This window comes from Dechloromonas sp. ZS-1 (genome assembly GCF_039649255.1).
Taxonomy (GTDB): Bacteria; Pseudomonadota; Gammaproteobacteria; order Burkholderiales; family Rhodocyclaceae; genus Azonexus.
Genome location: NZ_JBDIYD010000016.1, coordinates 13331 through 33842 on the forward strand (window position 1 = coordinate 13331; position 20512 = coordinate 33842).

Genomic DNA, 20512 nt, shown 5'->3' on the forward strand with positions numbered 1-20512 from the left:
ATCAAATCAGGACAGCAGTGCCTTGGTCGTGGCGACGACGTTGGCAACGTTGAAACCGAACAGGTCGAAGAGCTGGCCGGCCGGGGCGGATTCGCCAAAGCGGTCGATGCCGATCACGGCACCGTGCAGGCCGACGTACTTGCGCCAGAAATCGGAATGGGCCGCTTCGATGGCGACGCGCGGCACATGGGCGCCGAGCACCGCGATACGGTAAGCCTTGTCCTGACGGTCGAAGACATTGGTGCAGGGCATGGAAACCACGCGCACGGCAATGCCTTCGGCGGCCAGGGCAGCCTGGGCGTCGAGCGCCAGCTTGACTTCGGAGCCGGTGGCAATCAGCACTGCCTTCGGCTCGGCGATATCGGACAGGACGTAGCCGCCCTTGGCGATGTCGGCATCGCTGACCTGCTGCGTCACGGTCGGCAGGTTCTGGCGGGAGAGCGCGAGGATGGACGGGCCATCCTGACGGTCGACCGCAGAAATCCAGGCAATTGCTGTTTCGGTGGCATCGGCCGGGCGCCAGACATCCAGGTTCGGGATGATGCGCATCGACGGAATGTGCTCGACCGGCTGGTGCGTCGGGCCGTCTTCGCCGAGACCGATGGAGTCATGGGTGTAAACCATGATCTGGCGCTGCTTCATCAGCGCGGCCATACGGATGGCGTTGCGGGCGTAGTCCGAGAAGACCAGGAAGGTGGCGGTGTAGGGAATCAGGCCACCGTGCAGCGCGATGCCATTGGCGATGGCCGTCATGCCGAATTCGCGGACGCCGTAGTAGCAGTAGTTGCCGCCCTCGGTGCGGGTGACACCCTTGCTGCCCTTGACGAAGGTCAGGTTAGAGCCGGCCAGGTCAGCCGAGCCGCCGAAGATTTCCGGCACGGCCGGGACCAGGGCGGCAATGGCGTTCTGGGAGGCCTTGCGGGTGGCGATGTTCTCGGCCTTCTCGCGGCAGGCCGCGATATAGGCGGCCTTGGTGGCTGTCCAGTTGGCGGGGAGTTCACCCTTCACGACGCGGCGCTCGAATTCGGCGGCTTCGGCCGGGAAGGCTTCACGGTAGGCCGCAAAGCGCTTGTCCCAGTTTTCCTGGAAGACGGCGCCGGCCGGCTTGCGGTTCCAGGCGGCGTAAACGTCGGCCGGAATCTCGAAGGGGGCGTGCGGCCAGCCGATGTATTCGCGTGCGGCGGCGATTTCATCCTTGCCGAGCGGGGCGCCGTGGCAGTCGTGCGAGCCTTGTTTGTTCGGCGAGCCGAGGCCGATCGTGGTCTTGCAGCAGATCAGGCTGGGCTTGTCGGTCACGGCCTTGGCCGCGAGCAGGGCGCGTTCGATTTGCTCGGCATCATGACCGTCGACCGCCGGAATGACGTGCCAGCCATAGGACTCGAAGCGCTTCGGAATGTCTTCGGTGAACCAGCCCTCGACGTGGCCGTCGATGGAGATCCCGTTGTCGTCCCAGAAGGCGATCAGCTTGCCCAGGCCCAAGGTGCCGGCGAGCGAGCAGGCTTCGTGCGAGACGCCTTCCATCAGGCAGCCGTCGCCCATGAAGACATAGGTGTGGTGATCGACGATCTCGTGCCCCGGCTTGTTGAATTCAGCCGCCAGCACCTTTTCGGCGAGCGCAAAGCCCACGGCATTGGTGATGCCCTGGCCGAGCGGGCCGGTCGTGGTTTCGACGCCCGGGGTGTAACCGTATTCCGGATGGCCCGGGGTGCGGGCATGCAACTGGCGGAACTGCTTGATGTCGTCGATCGAGACATCGTAGCCGCTCAGGTGCAGCAGGGAATAGATCAGCATCGAGCCGTGGCCGTTCGACAGCACGAAGCGGTCGCGGTCTGCCCATTGCGGATTGGCCGGGTTGTGGCGCAGGTGGCGACGCCAGAGTACTTCGGCGATTTCCGCCATGCCCATCGGGGCGCCCGGGTGGCCGGAGTTGGCCTGTTGCACGGCATCCATGGCCAGGGCGCGAATCGCCCCCGTCAAAGGATTGAACTTGGGAGGATTGCTGACGCTCATGAGACTGAATCCGGTAACGCTGTCAAAACCGAAATTATCCGGGAAAAGCAGCCAACTGACCAGAGACGACACGGCCCCGGAACGGGATCAGCATCCCGCCGGGGCCGTCAAACAACACAATTGGCCGGTTATCCGGGCTTATTGCGTGGTTTTTTTCTTTTTCGTGGTGGTGGTGGCCTTGGCCGGTGCCGGCTCGCTACCCTGAACCCCGAGTTTGCCACCGGTGCCCGGGCCGCCCTGAATTTCCTGGGCCTTGTAGTTCTTCACGGCGCGCACGATGTTGTTGTAGGAGTCCATGAAGGCGGCCACGATCACCTTGCCTTCGGCCGTATTGGCGTAACCGCCGCCTACGCCACCGAAGCCGGCACCCAGCACGCCGCCCAGGAACCCGAAGTCGAAGTTGCGGGCGCTGCCTTCAGCCGCGGCGACCTGCACGCTCGAACGGTTGTCGACCAGCGTCAGCAGGGTGCTGGCTTCCTTGGCACTGATCGAGCCGCCAACCAGCGCGCCGACCGAGCCGAACAGACCGCCAACCGCCGCACCGGCACCACCGGCATTGTTGTTGCTGAACGTGATGGACGGGCTCAGGGAGTAATCCGCAGAGACCATCTGGCCCTTGCCGAAGTTGGAGTTGCGGCGCAGTTCTCCGGACTGCTCCAGTGCGCGTTCCTGCATCATGTTGTTCATGGCGCGGCCACGCTCAACCACCATGAAGCAGTTGGACTGCTGGATCATCAGCTTGAGTACGGGGGCCGTCGAGCCCAGTTTCATCTGGCCGGTCAGCACGCCATACCAGGGTGCATTGGTGTCTTCAACCACGGCGATGGTGCCGAGCGGCGAGGTGCATTTTTCCAGCTTGTTGTTGGCGTTCTGAGCATTCTGGCCGCCTGCAGAGCCGGTGGCTTCGGTCTTGGCGCCTTCCGAACCCATTTGCATGGAGGAACAGGCGGTCAGGGCGAGCACCAGCGGTGCGAGGGCGAACAGGCGGGAGCGGCGGGTGGACATGGGTTTCCTCCAGAAGGGCGTTATTGATTTGGATGGCGCACAAAGGCGTCATCCTATCAAAACTTAAATGGCATGGTAGCCCGTGACGCGGTCGACCTCGGTTTTCGAGCCGAGAATGACCGGTACGCGCTGATGCAGATGGGTCGGCTGGATGTCGAGGATACGCTGACGGCCGGTTGTGGCAGCACCGCCAGCCTGTTCGACCAGCAGCGCCATCGGATTGGCTTCGTACATCAGGCGCAGTTTGCCGCCCTTGTCGCGGACCTTCTCGTCCATCGGATACATGAAGATACCGCCACGCGTCATGATGCGATGCACATCCGCGACCATGGAGGCAACCCAGCGCATGTTGTAGTCCTTGCCGAGCGGACCGGTCTTGCCGGCGACCATTTCGTCGACATAACGTTGTACCGGGGCTTCCCAGAAGCGCTGGTTGGACATGTTGATGGCGAATTCCTTGGTTTCGGTCGGAATCTGCACATTTTCCTGGGTCAGGATGAATTCACCCTGTTCGCGGTCCAGCGTGAAGACGGCGACGCCATCGCCCACGGTCAGCACCAGCAGCGTGGTCGGGCCATAGACTGCGTAGCCGGCAGCAACCTGTGCGGTGCCCGGTTGCAGGAAGGCCTGTTCGGCGGCTTCCGGCGTGCTCAGGTCAGCCCCGTCCGGGCAGCGCAGCACGGAAAAAATGGTGCCGATGGAGACGTTTACGTCGATATTCGAGGAACCGTCGAGCGGGTCGAAGGTGAGCAGGTATTCACCCTTCGGGAAGCGGTTCGGGACCAGGTGCGGCAGGTCCATTTCCTCGGAGGCCATGGCCGCCAGGTGGCCGCCCCACTCGTTGGCGTCGAGCAGGATGTCGTTGGACAGGACATCCAGTTTCTTCTGGGCTTCGCCCTGGATATTGTCGCTACCGGCCTCGCCGAGCACGCCGCCGAGACCACCCTTGCCGATGGCAATGGAGATCGCCTTGCAGGCGCGGGAAACGATTTCAATCAGAAACTTCAGGTCGGCCGGGGTGCGGCCCTTCTCGCGCTGTGCCTCGATGAGGTAGCGCGCCAGCGTACGCTGCGCCATGGGAACTCCGTTCAGTGCAATTGCAAAGCCGGAATTCTACTCCGCCGGGGCGCAGGCTGCGCTGAGGAATGCGTAAGCGGTATGGCCATCGAGCGGTTTCGAAAACAGATAGCCCTGCACTTCGTCGCAGCCGTTGCTGCGCAGGAGTTCAAGCTGGTCCTCCGTTTCGACGCCTTCGGCGATGACATTCAGGCCGAGCGAGTGGGCGAGGGCGATGGTACCGAAGGCGATGGCGCGATCGTTCAAGTCCTGCTCGATATCGGAGACGAAGGAGCGATCGATCTTCAGATGGTCGATCGGGAAACGTTTCAGATAGGAGAGCGAGGAATAGCCGGTCCCGAAGTCGTCGACCGCCAGCGAGACGCCCATGCGTCCCAGGCGGCTGAGGATGGCGATGGCTTCTTCCGGATTCTCCATCACCGAACTTTCGGTGATTTCAAGTTCCAGCAACTCGGCCGGCAAACCGGATTCAGCCAGGGCGCCGGCGACCATCTCGCAGAAGTCGCGACGCCGCAGCTGGCGGGCCGATACGTTGACGGCAACCCGCAGGGGCGGCAGTCCGCGGTCGATCCAGGCCTGGACCTCGCGACACGCCGTGCGCAAGACCCAGTCGCCAATCTCGACGATGATGCCGGTTTCCTCTGCGACGGGGACGAAGCGGACCGGGGAGATCGGGCCTTCTTCCGGGTGATGCCAGCGAAGCAGGGCTTCGACACCGGTCGGGCGGCTGCCATCGGCCCGGAACTGGGGTTGGTAGGCGAGGTGCAGTTCGTTCCGCGCCAGGGCGTGACGCAATTTGCGCTCGATATTCAGTCGCTCTGCGCTGGCCTCGTTCATGGCCTCGGCGAAGAACTGGTAGTTGTTCCGGCCGGCCGCCTTGGCGTGATACATCGCCGTGTCGGCATTCTTCAGGATGGTGTCCCCATCCGGGCCGTCATCCGGGAAGATGCTGATCCCGATCGAGGGGCTGGTGTGCAGCTCATGCCCCTCCGCTTCGATCGGAATGGCCAGGCTGTTGATGATCTTGTTGGCAACCAGGGCGGCATCCGAGGGCTGATGGATGCCCGGCAGGATGACCACGAATTCGTCACCGCCCAGGCGGGCAACGAAGTCGGTCTCGCGAACCACTTTGCTGAGCCGGCAGGCCACTTCGCGCAGCAATTCGTCACCGATCTGGTGGCCCAGGGTGTCATTGATGATCTTGAAGCGGTCCAGGTCGAGGAACATGATCGCCACTTGCCAGTGGTGGCGCCGGGCCTCTGGCAGCAGCTGGGCGATCCGCATGAGCAGCGAGAGGCGATTGGGCAGGCCGGTCAGGGCGTCGGTCTGCGCAATGTGGCGCATGCGCTCTTCGGCCTGCTTGCGTTCCGTGATGTCGGCCACCATCCAGATGTAATGCGCCGGCAGACCGGTGTGCGGGTCGTCGACCCGGCTGGTTCGCACGCCGGCCGGAAATTCCGTGCCGGCTTTGCGTGTCACCATGAGTTCGCCGTTCCAGTTGGCATTGGCGGCGACGTCGGCGACAAAGTCCTGCGGGCTACTGTCCGGCGGCGGGCTGATCAGGCTGAACACCGTATGGCCGTTCAGCTCGAACGGCTCGTAGCCGGTCATTTGCGAAATCGCCGGGTTGGCAGAGAGAATCCGGTGGGCCTCATCGGTGAAGATGATGCCGGTCGGTGTATGGTTGAACACCTTCTCGGCCAGCTGTTCCCGTTCTGCGCTGGCGCGTTGCTCGGAAACGTCGGTGTAAATGGTGACGAAGCCGCCGCATTCGAGCGGCACACCGCGAACGTCGAGGGTGATGCCATTCGGGCGGGTACGTTCGAAACGGTGTGCTTCGGCACGGCGGGCTTTGTCCAGCAGCGTGCTGACAATCATCTGCTGGTCGCCCGGACCATACTCGCCGCGCCCGGCGTTGAAGGAGAACAGCTTTTCCATGGTGACCGGTTGATCGGTCAGCATCTTGGGCGGAATGTCGAGCAGGCGCAGGAATTCCTGATTGTAGTGCTCCAGCTCCAGCTTGCCGTTGAACAGGCTGATCGCACTCGGAATGCTTTCGATGACGGTGTGCAGCAGGTCGTGCTGCCGGCGCAGGGCATCCTCTACCTTTTTCCGATCGGTGATGTCGGTATAGGTGGTGATGAAACCGGCCAGGGTGCCGTCGATGATCAGCGGTTCCCCTTGAACCAGATGGGTCCGTCCGCTCGGACGGGTGCGCTCGACGTGATGTGGCTCGAAGCGTCTGGCCAGCTCGGTGATGCGCTGAACGTGCACTTCCGGGTCGCCTGGACCGTATTCGCCGCGCAGGGCCGGTACGCGAATCAGGTCGGAAAAAGGGACGCCCGGATAAACAGCCGATTCGGGGAGATCCAGAATGCGTAGCAGGCTGGCATTCCAGAGGCGCAGGCGCAGCTGTTCATCGAATACGCTGATCCCGTGCGGCATGCCGCCGATCACGGCACGCAAATAGGCGTAGCGTTGATCGGTGTCGGCCAGCGAGGGAGGCGTATTGGTGGAGGTATTCACCTGGAATGCACAAAAAAGGGGCAGTGGACAATCATAGCCCATGGCCCGCTTGCGTGCCACTCGCGGCTATGACGTGTGCGTTAGTCCCGCCACTTGATCGAACAGCCAATCGAAGCCTGCTGTTGCAGGGGGCCTTGACCGGTGCGGGCGATCTCGCGCAGGGCGAGCCACAATTCCCGTTCGGCATCCGGAGCTGCGGGCTGGCGGCCGGACGCATCCAGGCGTCCCCGGTACTGGAGTTCGCCCTGTGCGTTGTAGCCGAAAAAGTCCGGTGTGCAGACGGCGCCATAAGCGCGGGCAACGGATTGGTCGGCGTCGTACAGGTAGGGAAAGGGGAAATTCAGTGCGTGCGCCCAGCGGGCCATTTCATCCGGGGCGTCGGCCGGGTAGGCGGCGACGTCGTTGCTCATGATGGCAACGCAGCCGATGCCTTCTGCCTGAAGATCGCGGCAGTCGCGAATCAGGCGGTCGATAATGGCTTGCACATAGGGGCAATGGTTGCAGATGAACATCACCAGCAGCCCGTTCTGGCCGCGACAGCTGGTCAGAGTATGCCGTTGCCCATCGATGCCCGGCAGATCGAAGTCGGGGGCCATGCGGCCGAAGTCACAGACGGGGGGATGCAAAGCGACCATGATTTTCCCTGATATGGCTCATTTGCCCGATAATAGCACCGATGAATCAGCCTCGTTTTTACTGTCGGGAAGCCCTGTCGACCGGGGCGCATGTGGAACTGCCGGAGCCGGTGGCGCGCCATGCCGTGCGCGTCCTGCGTTTGCCGCCCGGGGCGGAAATGACCTTGTTCGATGGCCGTGGCGGCGAGTATCCGGCGCGTATCGAGCGTATCGAGCGGGATCGGGTGTTTGCCGTGCTCGGTGAGTGGCGCGACATCGAGCGGGAATCGCCGTTCTCGGTGACGCTGGTGCAGGCCCTGCAGGCTGGCGACAAGATGGATTTCACGATCCAGAAGGCGGTGGAACTCGGGGTGCATCATGTCGTGCCGGTCGAAAGCCGGCGCAGCGTCTTGCGCCTTGCCGGCGAACGCGCTGCCAAGCGGGTGGCGCACTGGCAAGGGGTCGTGGCTTCCGCCTGCGAGCAGTGCGGGCGCAATCAGGTGCCGCTCGTGGCGCCGGTGGAAAAACTGGAGCACTGGCTGGGTCGACCGTCGGGCAAGGCGGTACGCCTGATGCTGGCACCGGATGGCGCGTGTTCGCTGGCCGAGCTGCCGCCGGCCAGCGAGGTGGAATTGCTGATCGGCGCCGAAGGGGGGCTCGATCCGCAGGAGATGGTTGCTGCGCGCCAGGCCGGTTTCGTGCCGGTACGCATGGGGCCGCGTATCTTGCGGACAGAAACGGCCGGTTTGGCGGCGATTGCCGTCATGCAGGCCATGTGGGGTGATTTGAAGGGGGGATAAAGCGATGTTCGAGTCTGCCGAGCTGGGCCATGCCATTGACAAGGAAACCTTCAAGCGCGAGGTGCCCAAACTGCGCGCCGAATTGCTGGATGTGCAATACGACGTCCTGCAGAAGCGGGAATTTCCCGTTGTCATCCTGATTTCCGGCGTCGATGGTTCCGGCAAAGGCGAGACGATCAATCTGCTGTATTCCTGGATGGACCCCCGCCATATCTCGACCCTGGCCTTTTCCGCGCCCACCGATGAAGAAGCGGCGCGGCCCTACATGTGGCGCTACTGGCGTGCGCTGCCGCCCAAGGGCAAGGTCGGTATCTTTGCCGGCTCCTGGTATTCGCAGCCCATCGCCGACCGGATCGAAGGGCGCATGCGACGCTCCGAACTGGATGACCGCCTGGAAGATATCAACCGTTTCGAGGCCATGCTGGTCAATGAAGGGGCGCTGGTCCTCAAGTTCTGGTTCCATCTCTCCGAGTCCGGCCAGAAAAAACGCCTGAAGGCGCTGGAAAAAGACCCGCGCACCGCCTGGCGGGTGACCAAGGCCAGCTATGACCGCCTGAAGACTTATGACCGTCTGCAGCAGGTGGCGGGCCACGTCCTGCGCGTGACCAATACCGCCAAGGCGCCGTGGATCATCGTCGAAGGGACGGATGATGCCTATCGCTCGCTGACCGTCGGGCATATCGTCCTGGATGCGATGAAGCGCCGCCTGGCCCAGAAGGACATGGCGCAGGTGCCGGTTGCCCCGCCCATCCTGCCGGCCATCGATGGTCGCAATGTGCTGACCGAACTCGATCTGACCCAGTCGCTTGCAAAGAAGGTCTACGCCGACGAACTGGCGAAGTATCAAGCGCGACTGTCGGAATTGGTGCGTGATCCGCGGTTTACCGCCGGACGCTCGCTCGTACTCGTCTTCGAAGGTTCGGATGCGGCCGGCAAGGGGGGCAGTATCCGTCGCGTGGCGGCGGCCATGGATGCCCGGCAGTACCAGATCGTCCCGATTGCCTCGCCGACCGAGGAAGAGCGTGTCCAGCCCTATCTCTGGCGTTTCTGGCGACATCTGCCCCGGACCGGGCGGGCGGCCATTTTTGACCGTTCCTGGTATGGGCGGGTCCTGGTCGAGCGCATCGAAGGCTTCTGTACCGAGGCAGACTGGCTGCGCGCCTATGCCGAGATCAACGATTTCGAACACCAGATGGCCGATGCAGGGGCCATCGTCATCAAGTTCTGGCTGCAGATTTCCGCAGAAGAACAATTGCGTCGCTTCAAGGAGCGTGAGGACACGGAGTTCAAGCGCTTCAAGATCACCGACGAAGACTGGCGTAACCGGGAAAAGTGGGATCAGTACGTGTCTGCCGTGTGCGACATGGTCGACCGTACCTCAACCGGCCTGGCGCCCTGGACCCTGGTCGAGGCAAACGACAAGAATTTCGCCCGGGTCAAGGTGCTGAAAACCATTTGCGAACGCCTGGAAAAGGCGCTGAAGGACGACGGAAAGAACAGCGAACAATGAGCGACACCCCTTACGACGAGCACTTCGTCTCCTGGTTCCGGGCGGTCACGCCCTATATCAACGCCTTCCGGGGCAAGACCTTTGTCATCGCCTTCGGGGGCAAGGCGGCCGAAGGCGAATTTGCCAAGACCCTGGCCTACGATGTGAACCTGCTGGCCAGCCTGGGCATCCGCCTGGTCCTGGTGCATGGCGCGCGGCCACAGATTGAGGAAGAGCTGCGCGAGAAGAACATCGAGTCGCGCTATCACCGCGGCTACCGCGTGACCGATGCGGAGACGCTGGATTGCGTGCTCGACGCCGTGGGCAGCGTTTATCTGGAAATCGAGGCGCTGCTCTCGCAGGGCTTGCCGAATACGCCGATGGCCAACAGCCGGATTCGCGTGATCGGCGGCAATTTCATCACCGGCCAGCCGATTGGCGTGCTGGACGGGATCGACCTGCAATACGCCGGCAAGGTGCGCAAGGTCGATGCCGAGGGGATCAATGCACAGCTGGGCCTGGGCAACATCCTGCTCCTGAACTGCGAAGGGCCGTCGCCGACCGGCGAAATCTTCAACCTGCAGATGGAAGAAGTGGCCGAGGCCGTGGCGGTGTCGATCAAGGCCGACAAGCTGGTCTATCTGAGCGACAGCCGCGGGGTCTTCGAGCGCGATGGCGAACTGATCGATGCCATGACGGCCGATGAAGTCGAAGCCCTGCTCAAGAAAGGCGAATGGTTGTCGCCGGATGTGCGGCGCTATCTGCCCTGCACCATGCGCGCGACCCGTGCCGGGGTGGGCCGGGCACATCTGATCGGCTATGAACACGATGGCGCCCTGCTGCGCGAGTTGTTTACCCACGACGGCGTCGGCACCGTGATCACGCGGGAATCGCTGGAAAACGTGCGCGAAGCCAAGCCGGACGATATCGCGGCGCTGATCGCCCTGATCGAGCCGATGGAAGAAGAGGGCATCCTCGTGCACCGCCCGCGCGAACTGCTCGAACGCGAGATCGAGCATTTCTCGATCATGCTGCACGACGGCATCATCGTCGGCTGCGCCGCGCTCTACCCGCATTCGGAAGAGGAGGCGGAACTCGCCTGCCTGGCCGTCAATCCGGATCATCGCGAATGGGGCTACGGCGAGCAGCTGATGAAGCGCATCGAGCGCCGGGCCCGCCGTATCGGGATCAAGCGGCTGTTTGTGCTGACGACGCGGACCGAACACTGGTTCGTCGAACGCGGCTTCAAGCTGGGTACGGTCGACGACCTGCCGGCAGCCAAAAAGGAAATGTACAACTACCAGCGGCGTTCGAAGGTGCTGTTCAAGCCCTTATAATGCCGACCAGTCATTCCACGGAGTAACCCATGACGCGTACTGTCAATTGCATCAAGCTTGGTCGTGAAGCCGAAGGCCTCGACCGTCCCCCGTACCCGGGCGCGCTCGGTCAGCGCATTTTCGAGAGCGTCTCGAAAGAGGCCTGGCAACAGTGGATCAAGCTGCAGACGATGATCATCAACGAAAATCGCCTGAATCTGGTCGATGCCCGCCATCGCAAGTATCTGGCCGAACAGGTCGAAAAGCACTTCTTCGGCGATGGCGCCGATCAGGTGCAGGGCTACGTCCCGCCGGCCGCCTGATCCCGGCCTTGCTGCTCAAAGCCCGCCTGCCGGCGGGCTTTGTTTTTGGACCGTCCGTTTTTGAGTAAGGGCATGCGTCGACCGTCGGATTCCCCTGTCAGCCTGCGTGAAGCCGTCTGGTTCTGGTTGAAGCTGGGTTGCATCAGTTTTGGTGGCCCGGCCGGGCAGATTGCACTGATGCATCGCGAACTGGTGGAACAGCGCGCCTGGATCGCCGAATCGACTTTTCTGCATGCCCTCAATTACTGCATGCTCTTGCCCGGACCCGAGGCGCAGCAACTGGCGACCTATCTGGGCTGGCGCCTGCATGGCACCTGGGGCGGCATACTGGCCGGCACACTGTTTGTACTGCCGGCGTGCTGCCTGCTGGTGCTCCTTTCCTGGCTCTACCTGGCGCAGGGCCAGCATCCCTGGCTTCTGGCTGCCTTCTACGGGATCAAGCCGGCGGTGACCGTGATCGTGGCGCAGGCCGCCTGGCGCATTGGCCAACGTAGTTTGACAACACCTGCGCTGACGAGCATCGCCGTGGCCGCATGGCTGGCCCTGGCCGCTGTCGGGCTGGGTTTCCCCTGGGTGATCGGCGGGGCGGCACTGTTCGGCCTGTGGGCGGGGCGGTATCGGCCTGCGTTTTTGGGGCTGCAGGACGGGTTGACCGTCGGCGAGGGAATGGGGCTAACCAACTGGCGTCCGCAACTCAAGCACATGCTGCGCATAGGCGGCCTGGGTGTCGGGCTCTGGGCAGCCTCGTTGTTCCTTCTGCACCGGACACAGCCCGCGCTGCTGGGCGAGATGGGCGGCTTTTTCACGCGGGCGGCCTTGCTCACCTTTGGCGGTGCGTATGCCGTCTTGCCTTATGTGCAGCAGGCTGTGGTCGATCAGTTTGGCTGGCTCGATGCCGCCCAGATGATCGACGGACTGGCGTTGGGGGAGAGCACGCCCGGTCCCTTGATCATCATTGTGGCTTTTGTCGGTTTTCTCGCGGCCTGGCAGCAGGCCATCTTCGGGCCGGATGCCCTGCTACTGGCCGGCGTGAGCGGGGCGCTGGTGGCGACCTGGTTTACCTTCCTGCCCTCGTTTGTCTTCATCCTCGTGGGCGGGCCGGTCATTGAAGCGACGCAAGGCCGCCTGGGTGTACGGGCGCCCCTGACCGCGATCACGGCCGCCGTGGTCGGTGTGATCGCCAATCTGGCGCTGTTCTTTGCGCGTGAGGTGTTCTGGACGCAGGGACATGTCGACCTCGGGGCGGTGGGGCTGGCCGCGCTGGCCGCCGTGGCGCTGTTCCGCCTGCGCCTCAGCGTGCTGCCGGTGCTGGCGGGGGCGGCGCTGGGCGGCCTGTTGCTGCGCGGCGCGCTGGCCTGATCAGGGAAACTGCTTCAGGAGCAGGGTACACATCATGCCGGCGCCGCCGAGCATAACGCTGAGGCGTAAGGCTTTGCGCAGCATCCCTGCGGTTTCGACAGCAAAAAATTCATCCATCCCGTCAAACAGCTCGGGGAAGGCGGCCAGATCATCGCGGCGGATGGGATCCATACAGCACTGCTCCTTGTGGGTTTAGCCGGCCACGGGGTGGCCATCCTGTCGGGTAATGATGATGGTGGCGGAACGCGGGCGTCCGCCGGTGGCATGGGGAAACTGGTTGGCCGGCCAGCCTGAACGGGCGGTGGGCAGGCTTGGATCGGTACGCTCGCTGGGCGTTTCGCCCGGGTGCTGGATATTCACGAAAAGGCTGCGCCCATCCGGTGTGGCCGTGATGCCGGTCAATTCGCACCCGAGCGGTCCGGTGAGGACGCGGCGGGTCTGGCCGGTCTTCACATCCGCAACCAGCATCTGGTTGTTGCCGAAGGTTTTGAAATCGCCCTGGTTGAGCACGCCACTGGAGACGTCCGTCTGGATCCAGAGTTGCCCGCTCGGGTCGAACCAGAGGCCATCCGGGCAGGAAAAGGCATCGCCGCGGATCGTGCTGCCCTGGGTCTGGGCCGGGTCGCCGGCCAGCGCAAAAATGTCCCAGTTGAAGCGCAGGGCCGTTGCGTCGCCATCGGCTTCACGCCAGCGGACAATGTGGCCGTGAATGTTGTGGGCGCGGGGATTGGCGGCATCGGGGCCGACGCGATCAGTTTTGCCGCGCTCGCTGTTGTTGGTCAGCGTGACATACACCTCGCCGCTCACCGGATGCACCGCGATCCACTCCGGGCGATCCATCGGTGTGGCGCCGGCGATATCGGCCGCCTGGCGACAGCGAATCACGACGTCACCTTGGTTGTGAAAGCCGGCTTCCGAATTCAAGGCACCTTTGGCAAAGCGCTCGCCATGGCGGAGCGGCAGCCACTGGCCGCTGCCATCTTCCTCGAAGCGGGCAACGTAGAGGGTGCCGTCGTCGAGTAGCTGTGCCGTGTCGCTTTTGCCCGGCTGGTAGCGCGCCTTGCTGACGAACTTATAAACATACTCGAAGCGTTCATCATCGCCCATGTACACCACGATGCGGCCATCCTTGGCTTGGGTGACGGTGGCGCCTTCGTGCTTGAAGCGGCCCAGGGCTGTGCGCTTGACCGGCGGCTGGTCCGGGCGCCAGGGGTCGATTTCGACCACCCAGCCGAAACGGTTGGGCTCGTTCGGGTGGCGATTGGTGTCGAAGCGTTCATCGAACTCGTGCCAGCGGAAACCGAAGCCCTGCTCGGTCAGGCCGTAGCGGCGCTGATCCGGGCTGGGTTGGCGTGGCCCCTTGAAGTAGCCGTTGAAATTCTCTTCGCAGGTCAGGTAAGTCCCCCAAGGGGTCACGCCCATGGCGCAATTGTTGAACGTGCCGAGCACGAATTCGCCGCGTCGGTCCTGCTGCGTCAGCATGGCCGGATGCGCACGGGCCGGGCCGGCCAGGCGGCAGGGCGTGTCTGCCGTGATGCGGCGCGCCCAGCGGGAGGGGCGCACGACCTGCCAGCGCCCCTGCTCAAGCCTGACCTCGATGACCGAGACGCCATGTGCCGCTTTCGATTTGCTGACTTTTTCGGCATTCCAGGTCTGTTGACCGTCGGTGTGCAGCAGGCCGTCGTCGGTGTATTCGTGGTTGATGCAGAGCAGGCCGTGGCTGGAAGAGGGCTTGCCGTGTTCAATAAAGGGGAAGAAGTGCATGCCGTCATGGTGCATGCCGGCCTGGCGCGCCTGGTCGGCGGCGCTGTCGCTGGCGTCCGGTCGGGCATTCGGGCCATCCGAAATCGCATCGCCCCAGGCGTAGAGCAGATCGACCTTGAGACCGGGGGCCACACGCACGGCGTCGGCGGTCGAGGCCGCCAGCGGGGGTAAATCGAAGAGACTGCCTTGCGCCCGTCCGACGCTGGCGGCGAGGCTGCTCAAGGGCAGGCTTGCCGTGCTCAGGCCGAGGGCCCCCGCAGCGAGTAGGCGGCGGCGGAAGGGATTGGCGAGGCCGTCGTGGTCGGCGGACAGATCAAGCGGATCGAAGCAGGTGTTGGACATGGTGCGGGAAACTCAAGAAGTGTTGCCCGCCAATATCCAGCAGAAATGTTGCAGTGCCGTGAAGGTCGCTTCAGGTCGTATTGCGTTCGAATTCCTGTTGCAGACGCTGACGCTGTTCCGCCATGGTGCGGGCTTCCTGGCGGTTCTGCTCGGTCTGGCGACGGCCGAAGGCATCGCGTTCGCAACTGGGGGCGGTGGCCGCCTCGATGCTGCGGATGCAACGCCAGCGATTGCCCATGGCTGTCCGGAAGAGTCGCATCTGCGACTTCGGATGGTGAACACGGCAGCAGTAGCAAAACAGTGTTTCCGTCATCTCGGCCTCGTCAACAAGAAAGGACTTGCAGCGGTCATAGCATGATAAGCCGATATTTCAGCCCCATGACAGTTTTTGAAAGCACCGCGCAGAAAAAGGTCATGGGGCTGAAATATTCCCTTCCTAAACTCGACCGCTCCTTTTTGCCAGAACACAGGTTGCACCATGATTGTCCTGATGGACGACGAAGTCAGCGAATTGAACCGGATCCTCGATGAGGGACTGCTGTATCCCGTATTTCAACCCATCATCGATTTTCGCGTGCGCTCCATCCTGGGCTACGAAGCACTGATCCGGGGGCCGAAGGGCTCGCCGCTGGCCATGCCGAATGCCCTTTTTGCCGCTGCCCAGCGTGCCGGCCGCATGGCAGATCTGGAACATCTCTGCCGCGAAGCCAGCCTGCGCGCCTTTGCCGCCCTGGCCTTGCCCGGGCGCCTGTTTCTCAATGTGACGCCGAGTTGTCTGCTCGACCATCGCCTGATGAACGGACAGACCCGCGAGTTGCTGGCCGAACTGGGCATCGCGCCCAACCGGATCGTCATCGAACTCACCGAGAATCAGCAGATTGCCGAAGTGCCGGGGATTCACGAGGCCTTGCAGCACTATCGCGGACGTGGCTTCCAGATCGCCATCGACGATCTGGGCGAGGGTTTTGCCAACCTGCGCATGTGGTCGGAGCTGCGCCCTGAATTCGTCAAGATCGACCGCCATTTCGTGCATGGCATTGCCGATGACCGGATCAAGTACCACTTTGTCCGGGCCATGCAGGATCTGGCCGAAATCTGCCATGCCTCCCTGGTGGCCGAGGGGATCGAGCGGGTCGAGGATTTTTCCTGTCTGCGTGACATGGGGATTGCGTGCGGGCAGGGCTGGTTCATCGAGCGTCCCGCCACTTCACCGCAACGTGCGCTCTCCTGGAATGTCCAGAATGCCCTCGCGCAGCAGCGTCTGAGCCTCAGCCCGAGCGGTCTGGTGGCGGGCAAGATGCCCACGGCACGCACGCTCTGTCATCCGATCGAAGCGGTGCAGGCCGGGACGTGTAACACCGAGGTGATTGCCCGTTTCGAGGCCGATCCCGAACTGGATGTCCTGCCGGTCGTGTATGGCAACCAGCCGGTCGGCATGATCAACCGGAATTCCATGATTGACCGTTTTGCCCGGCCTTTCCGCAAGGAGTTGTACGGGCGCCGGAGTTGTGAGCTGTTCATGGACCCCGCGCCGCTGGTGGTGGATCAACATGCGACCATTCAGGAACTGGCAATGATGCTGTCCCTGGCCCCCAAGCGTTATCTGCTCGACGGTTTCATCGTGACCGATGAAAACGGCTATCTCGGGGTGGGCTGCAGCCATGATCTGATGGGCACCATTACCGAGATGCAGATCAGTGCCGCCCGTTACGCCAACCCGCTGACCCAGTTGCCGGGCAATGTGCCGATCAACGAGCACATCGACCGCATGCTGGAAACCGGGACGGCCTTCGTGGCCGCGTATGTCGATATCGATAACTTCAAGCCGTTCAACGATACCTTTGGCTATCGCCGGGGGGACGATGTGATCCAGTTGCTGGGCAACCTGATCTGCAAGATGTGCGACACCCGCCTGGATTTTGTCGGCCACATCGGGGGTGACGATTTCTTTGTGATTTTCCAGAGTGCGGACTGGGAAGTGCGCTGCTGGGAACTGGTCGAAGCCTTTTCGGCGCAGGTGGCCAGTTTGTTGTCGCAGGATGAGCGTGCTCAGAGCGGCTACATGGCAGAAAACCGCCGGGGGGAGTTGATGTTCCAGACCTTGCCGAGTTTGTCCGTCGGCGCGGTACGGATCGGGCCGGGTGAGTGCGAATCGCACCGCGAGGTGGCGGCCGCGGCTTCCGTCGCTAAAAAACAGGCCAAGAAACAGGCGAAGGAGCAACCGGGCAAGTTGCCGGGGAGCCTCTTTGTCGAACGGCGCCGGATTGGTGCCGGGGGTGAGCTGACCAGCCTGGCACCGCAGCGTTGCTGGAACTGAAGTCAAAAGCCCGGCCAGTAGCCGGGCTTTTGGATTGTGTCGGGGGTGCTTAAGCTCAGGCAGCCGTCACGCTGTGCACGCCGTCGGGCGTACCGAGCAGCAGCAGGTTGGCCGGGCGGCAGGCAAACAGACCGTTGGTCACGACGCCGGTGATCTGGTTGATCTGTGCTTCCAGCCCCTTCGGGTCGGTGATCGACAGGCCATGCACATCGAGGATCACATTGCCGTTATCGGTGACAAATCCGGCCCGTTCCACCGGTTGACCGCCGAGCTTGGCCAGGGCGCGGGCGACATGGGCCTTGGCCATCGGAATGACTTCGACCGGCAGGGGGAATTTGCCCATCGTGGCAACCTGCTTGGACGCATCGCAAATGCAGACGAAAGTCGTGGCCACGGCCGCGACGATTTTCTCGCGCGTCAGTGCGCCGCCGCCGCCCTTGATCATGTTCAGGCCGGCATCGATTTCATCCGCACCGTCGACATAGATCGGCATCTCGCTCACGTCATTCAGGTCCAAGACCGGAATGCCGTGGCCTTCGAGGCGTTTGCGGGTGGCTTCCGAACTGGCCACGGCACCCCGGAAGTGATGCTTGATCGGGGCCAGCGTATCGATGAAGCAGTTGGCGGTCGAGCCGGTGCCGACGCCGATGATGCAGCCTGCCGGTGTGTTGGCAGCGACATAATCGGCGGCGGCCTGGCCGACGGCTTGTTTGAGTTCGTCCTGGGTCATGCGGAAATGCTCCTGATTGGGGGTTGGGCGCATTTTACAGGCTTCGGTTTGTCAAAAAAATTTCATAAACACACCTATTTGAACGGTATAAACTGTTTATACCGTTTTTTAGGAGAATTGCATGAGCCAGACCAAGAAGCCTGTTGCCGCGAAAGCCCCGTCTGCACCGGTTAAACCGGTTGCCGCCAAGCCGGCGCCGGCCAGCGTGGACAAGCCTGTGGTGACGCCGGCTGTCGAGCAGGTTGCAGAACAAAACCAGGCGACCATTGCGGCCGCGCAGACCGCCGCCAAGCCCGCGAGCCGTGCACCGGCTGCCCGCGCCAAACCGGTGGTGAAGGCAACGGCCAAGCCGACGCCGGCCAAACCGGTCGCGGTGGCGGTTCAGGGCGACAAGCCGGCCAAGGCCGAGAAGGCTGCCAAGCAGGAAAAACCGGCCAAGGCGGATAAGGGGGTCAAGCCTGCCAAAGCAGCCAAGCTTGAAGCCAAACCGGAAAAAACGCGTAAGCCCAAGCTGGTGCGCGATAGTTTCGCCATGCCGGAAACGGAATACGGACGCATTGCCGAGCTCAAGAAGCGCATGCAGGCCTTGGGCAATCCGGTCAAGAAAAGCGAGCTGCTGCGGGGTGGGATTGCTGCGCTGGCTGCCCTCAACGATGCTGAGCTGAAGGCCGTGATGGGCCGTGTGGAGCGCATCAAGACGGGGCGTCCGGCCAAGTAAGGCGGCCGGATTCCGAAATATTACAGTCTGTCACGGCGCTGTAATAAAGCCTGAGTAACCTGCACGGGTCCTCATACCAACCCCGTGCAGGAGTTCCACATGTTCAAGCAATCCAAGCTGTTTTCTGCCCTGACCGTTGCCGGTGTCGCCCTTCTGGGTGCTCAGGCCGCCCACGCTCAGGTCATCAAGATCGACGGTTCTTCGACCGTGTATCCGATCACCGAAGCTGTTGCCGAAGAATTCCAGAAGGCCAAGAAGAACGCCATCAAGGTGACGGTCGGTATTTCCGGTACCGGCGGCGGTTTCAAGAAATTCTGCCGTGACGAGACCGACATCTCCAATGCGTCCCGTCCGATCACCAAGAAAGAAATGGAAGACTGCAAGGCCGCTGGCGTCGAGTACTTCGAAATGCCGGTTGCTTTTGACGCCCTGACCGTCGTCATCAACCCGAAAAACACCTTCCTCAAGGAAGGCAAGCTCGAAGAGCTGAAGGCCATGTGGGAGCCGGCTGCTCAGGGCAAGATCACGCGCTGGAACCAGATCAACCCGGCTTACCCGGATGCGCCGATCAAGCTGTTTGGTGCTGGCGCCGACTCGGGCACCTTCGAATACTTCACCGAAGCCATCGTCGGCAAGGCCAAGTCTTCGCGTGGCGACTATACCGCCTCGGAAGACGATAACGTCCTCGTGCAAGGTGTGTCGCGTGACGTCAATGCCATCGGTTACTTCGGTTACGCCTACTACGCAGAAAACCAGGCCAAGCTGAAGGCGCTGCCGATCGTCTCGCCGAAGGGCGGTGCTGCCGTTGCTCCGTCCGAAGAGGCGGTGATCAAGGGTACCTACCAGCCGCTCTCCCGCCCGATCTTCATTTACGTCAAGGCCAAGTCCCTGCAGAAGCCGGAGGTCAAGGAGTTCGTCGAGTTCTACATGAAGAACGGCGCCAAGCTGACCAAGGAAGTGAAGTATGTACCGCTGCCGGCCGCCGCTTACACCGGCAACCTGGAGCACGTGAAGAAGAACAAGGTCGGGACCGTCTTCGGTGGCCACAATGAAGTGGGCATCACCATCGAAGAGCTGATGAAGCGCGAAGCCAAGATGTAATCTGGCGCTGGCGGAATACCGCCAGGCGCGCGGGGCGGCCGTGTGGTCGCCCCGATCCCGAAAGGACTCTTCTGTGAATCAAACCATGTCTGCCAATACGCCTTCCGATGTGCCGGTCGTCAGTGACCGTCTGGCCAAGAATGCAATGCGCCACACCAGCGAGCGCATCATCGAAATGCTGCTCTTCTCGGCAGCCGCTGTCTCCGTGCTGACGACGGTCGGGATCATCTACGTTCTGGTGACCGAATCGATCCATTTTTTCCAGAATGTCAGCATTGTCGATTTTCTGACCGATACCCAATGGACGCCCCTGTTTGATGATGCCCACTTCGGCATCATGGTGCTGGTCTCGGGTACCGTTGTCTCTTCCTTCGTGGCCCTTGCAGTGGCCATCCCGATGGGCACCGTGATCGCCATCTACCTCTCCGAATTTGCCGGTGGCAAGGTGCGCGAGGTGGCCAAGCCCATTCTCGAACTGCTGGGCGGCATCCCGACCATCGTCTTTGGTTACTTTGCCCTGCTCATGGTGACCCCGCTCTTGCAGAAGGTTTTCCCGGAATTGCCGGGTTTCTCCCTGCTCTCCGCCGGTCTGGTCATGGGCATCATGATCGTGCCTTACATCGCCTCCCTGTCTGAAGATGCCATGCGCGCCGTGCCGATGAGCCTGCGCGAAGGGGCGTATGCGATGGGCGCGACCCGCCTGCACACGGCGATCACCGTGGTCGTCCCGGCCGCTTTCTCCGGTCTGGCTGCTTCCTACATCCTGGCCATTTCCCGCGCCGTGGGCGAGACCATGATTCTGGCTGTGGCCGCCGGGATGCAGCCGAACCTGACCTGGAACCCGGCCGAACCGGCTGCGACCATCACCTCCTTCATCGTGCAGGTGGCCCTGGGTGATTTGCCGCACGGCTCGATCGGCTATCAGACCATCTTCGCTGCCGGACTGACCCTGATCCTGATCACGCTCTGTTTCAACATCCTCGGCCAGTGGCTGCGCCGCAAGTTCCGGGAGAACTATTAA

At 62.5% G+C, this 20512-nt stretch carries 18 protein-coding genes; 9 read left to right on the top strand and 9 right to left on the bottom strand.

Annotated elements, in window-relative coordinates; all coding sequences use genetic code 11:
• Window positions 1–6: 6 nt before the first annotated feature.
• The 5 genes from tkt to AACO21_RS14850 form a co-directional block, all read right to left on the bottom strand.
• A complete protein-coding gene (gene tkt, locus AACO21_RS14830; RefSeq protein ID WP_346193303.1) occupies window positions 7–2010 on the bottom strand; it encodes a transketolase in 2004 nt (667 codons plus the stop codon).
• A gap of 138 nt (window positions 2011–2148) precedes the next feature.
• Complete coding sequence (locus AACO21_RS14835; protein WP_346193304.1) at window positions 2149–3015, bottom strand: CsgG/HfaB family protein; 867 nt, start codon at window positions 3013–3015, stop codon at window positions 2149–2151.
• Window positions 3016–3078: 63 nt separating this feature from the next.
• Window positions 3079–4092, bottom strand: coding sequence for a class 1 fructose-bisphosphatase (locus AACO21_RS14840; protein WP_346193305.1), 1014 nt, complete (start codon window positions 4090–4092; stop codon window positions 3079–3081).
• A 36-nt stretch (window positions 4093–4128) separates the two neighbouring features.
• The gene (locus AACO21_RS14845; RefSeq protein ID WP_346193306.1) at window positions 4129–6618 is read right to left on the bottom strand and encodes an EAL domain-containing protein; all 2490 of its coding nucleotides are present in this window, start codon (window positions 6616–6618) and stop codon (window positions 4129–4131) included.
• Window positions 6619–6698: 80 nt separating this feature from the next.
• The gene (locus AACO21_RS14850) at window positions 6699–7253 is read right to left on the bottom strand and encodes a thioredoxin family protein (RefSeq protein WP_346193307.1); all 555 of its coding nucleotides are present in this window, start codon (window positions 7251–7253) and stop codon (window positions 6699–6701) included.
• A gap of 41 nt (window positions 7254–7294) precedes the next feature.
• Here AACO21_RS14850 and AACO21_RS14855 point away from each other — a divergent pair, with 41 nt between their 5' ends.
• The 5 genes from AACO21_RS14855 (at window position 7295) to chrA (ending at window position 12519) form a co-directional block, all read left to right on the top strand.
• Complete coding sequence (locus AACO21_RS14855; protein ID WP_346193308.1) at window positions 7295–8032, top strand: 16S rRNA (uracil(1498)-N(3))-methyltransferase; 738 nt, start codon at window positions 7295–7297, stop codon at window positions 8030–8032.
• Between the two features lie 4 nt (window positions 8033–8036).
• Window positions 8037–9542 carry a polyphosphate:AMP phosphotransferase gene (gene pap, locus AACO21_RS14860; protein WP_346193309.1) on the top strand — a complete coding sequence of 502 codons (1506 nt, stop codon included), beginning with the start codon at window positions 8037–8039 and terminating at the stop codon, window positions 9540–9542.
• Complete coding sequence (argA, locus tag AACO21_RS14865; protein WP_346193310.1) at window positions 9539–10858, top strand: amino-acid N-acetyltransferase; 1320 nt, start codon at window positions 9539–9541, stop codon at window positions 10856–10858. Before pap ends, argA begins: the two co-directional genes overlap by 4 nt.
• Before the next feature lie 29 nt (window positions 10859–10887).
• The gene (locus AACO21_RS14870) at window positions 10888–11160 is read left to right on the top strand and encodes an oxidative damage protection protein (protein ID WP_346193311.1); all 273 of its coding nucleotides are present in this window, start codon (window positions 10888–10890) and stop codon (window positions 11158–11160) included.
• Window positions 11161–11232: 72 nt separating this feature from the next.
• Window positions 11233–12519, top strand: a complete 1287-nt coding sequence (gene chrA, locus AACO21_RS14875; RefSeq protein WP_346193312.1) for a chromate efflux transporter — start codon at window positions 11233–11235, stop codon at window positions 12517–12519.
• Here chrA and AACO21_RS14880 read toward each other — a convergent pair whose 3' ends face one another.
• The 3 genes from AACO21_RS14880 to AACO21_RS14890 all read right to left on the bottom strand — a co-directional run bounded on the left by AACO21_RS14880 (window position 12520) and on the right by AACO21_RS14890 (window position 14938).
• Entirely contained in the window at window positions 12520–12690 is a 171-nt protein-coding gene (locus AACO21_RS14880) for a hypothetical protein (RefSeq protein WP_346193313.1), read from the bottom strand.
• A gap of 21 nt (window positions 12691–12711) precedes the next feature.
• Window positions 12712–14625, bottom strand: coding sequence for a PhoX family phosphatase (locus tag AACO21_RS14885; protein WP_346193314.1), 1914 nt, complete (start codon window positions 14623–14625; stop codon window positions 12712–12714).
• Window positions 14626–14695: 70 nt separating this feature from the next.
• Window positions 14696–14938, bottom strand: coding sequence for a hypothetical protein (locus tag AACO21_RS14890; protein ID WP_346193315.1), 243 nt, complete (start codon window positions 14936–14938; stop codon window positions 14696–14698).
• Between the two features lie 165 nt (window positions 14939–15103).
• Here AACO21_RS14890 and AACO21_RS14895 point away from each other — a divergent pair, with 165 nt between their 5' ends.
• On the top strand, window positions 15104–16942 hold the full coding sequence (locus AACO21_RS14895; RefSeq protein WP_346193316.1) for a GGDEF domain-containing protein: 1839 nt from the start codon (window positions 15104–15106) through the stop codon (window positions 16940–16942).
• Between the two features lie 55 nt (window positions 16943–16997).
• Here AACO21_RS14895 and rpiA read toward each other — a convergent pair whose 3' ends face one another.
• Window positions 16998–17672, bottom strand: coding sequence for a ribose-5-phosphate isomerase RpiA (gene rpiA, locus AACO21_RS14900; protein ID WP_346193351.1), 675 nt, complete (start codon window positions 17670–17672; stop codon window positions 16998–17000).
• A 121-nt stretch (window positions 17673–17793) separates the two neighbouring features.
• Here rpiA and AACO21_RS14905 point away from each other — a divergent pair, with 121 nt between their 5' ends.
• The 3 genes from AACO21_RS14905 (at window position 17794) to pstC (ending at window position 20512) form a co-directional block, all read left to right on the top strand.
• On the top strand, window positions 17794–18390 hold the full coding sequence (locus AACO21_RS14905) for a hypothetical protein (RefSeq protein WP_346193317.1): 597 nt from the start codon (window positions 17794–17796) through the stop codon (window positions 18388–18390).
• 99 nt (window positions 18391–18489) lie between these two features.
• Entirely contained in the window at window positions 18490–19491 is a 1002-nt protein-coding gene (locus AACO21_RS14910) for a PstS family phosphate ABC transporter substrate-binding protein (protein WP_346193318.1), read from the top strand.
• Between the two features lie 85 nt (window positions 19492–19576).
• Window positions 19577–20512, top strand: a complete 936-nt coding sequence (pstC, locus tag AACO21_RS14915; protein WP_346193319.1) for a phosphate ABC transporter permease subunit PstC — start codon at window positions 19577–19579, stop codon at window positions 20510–20512.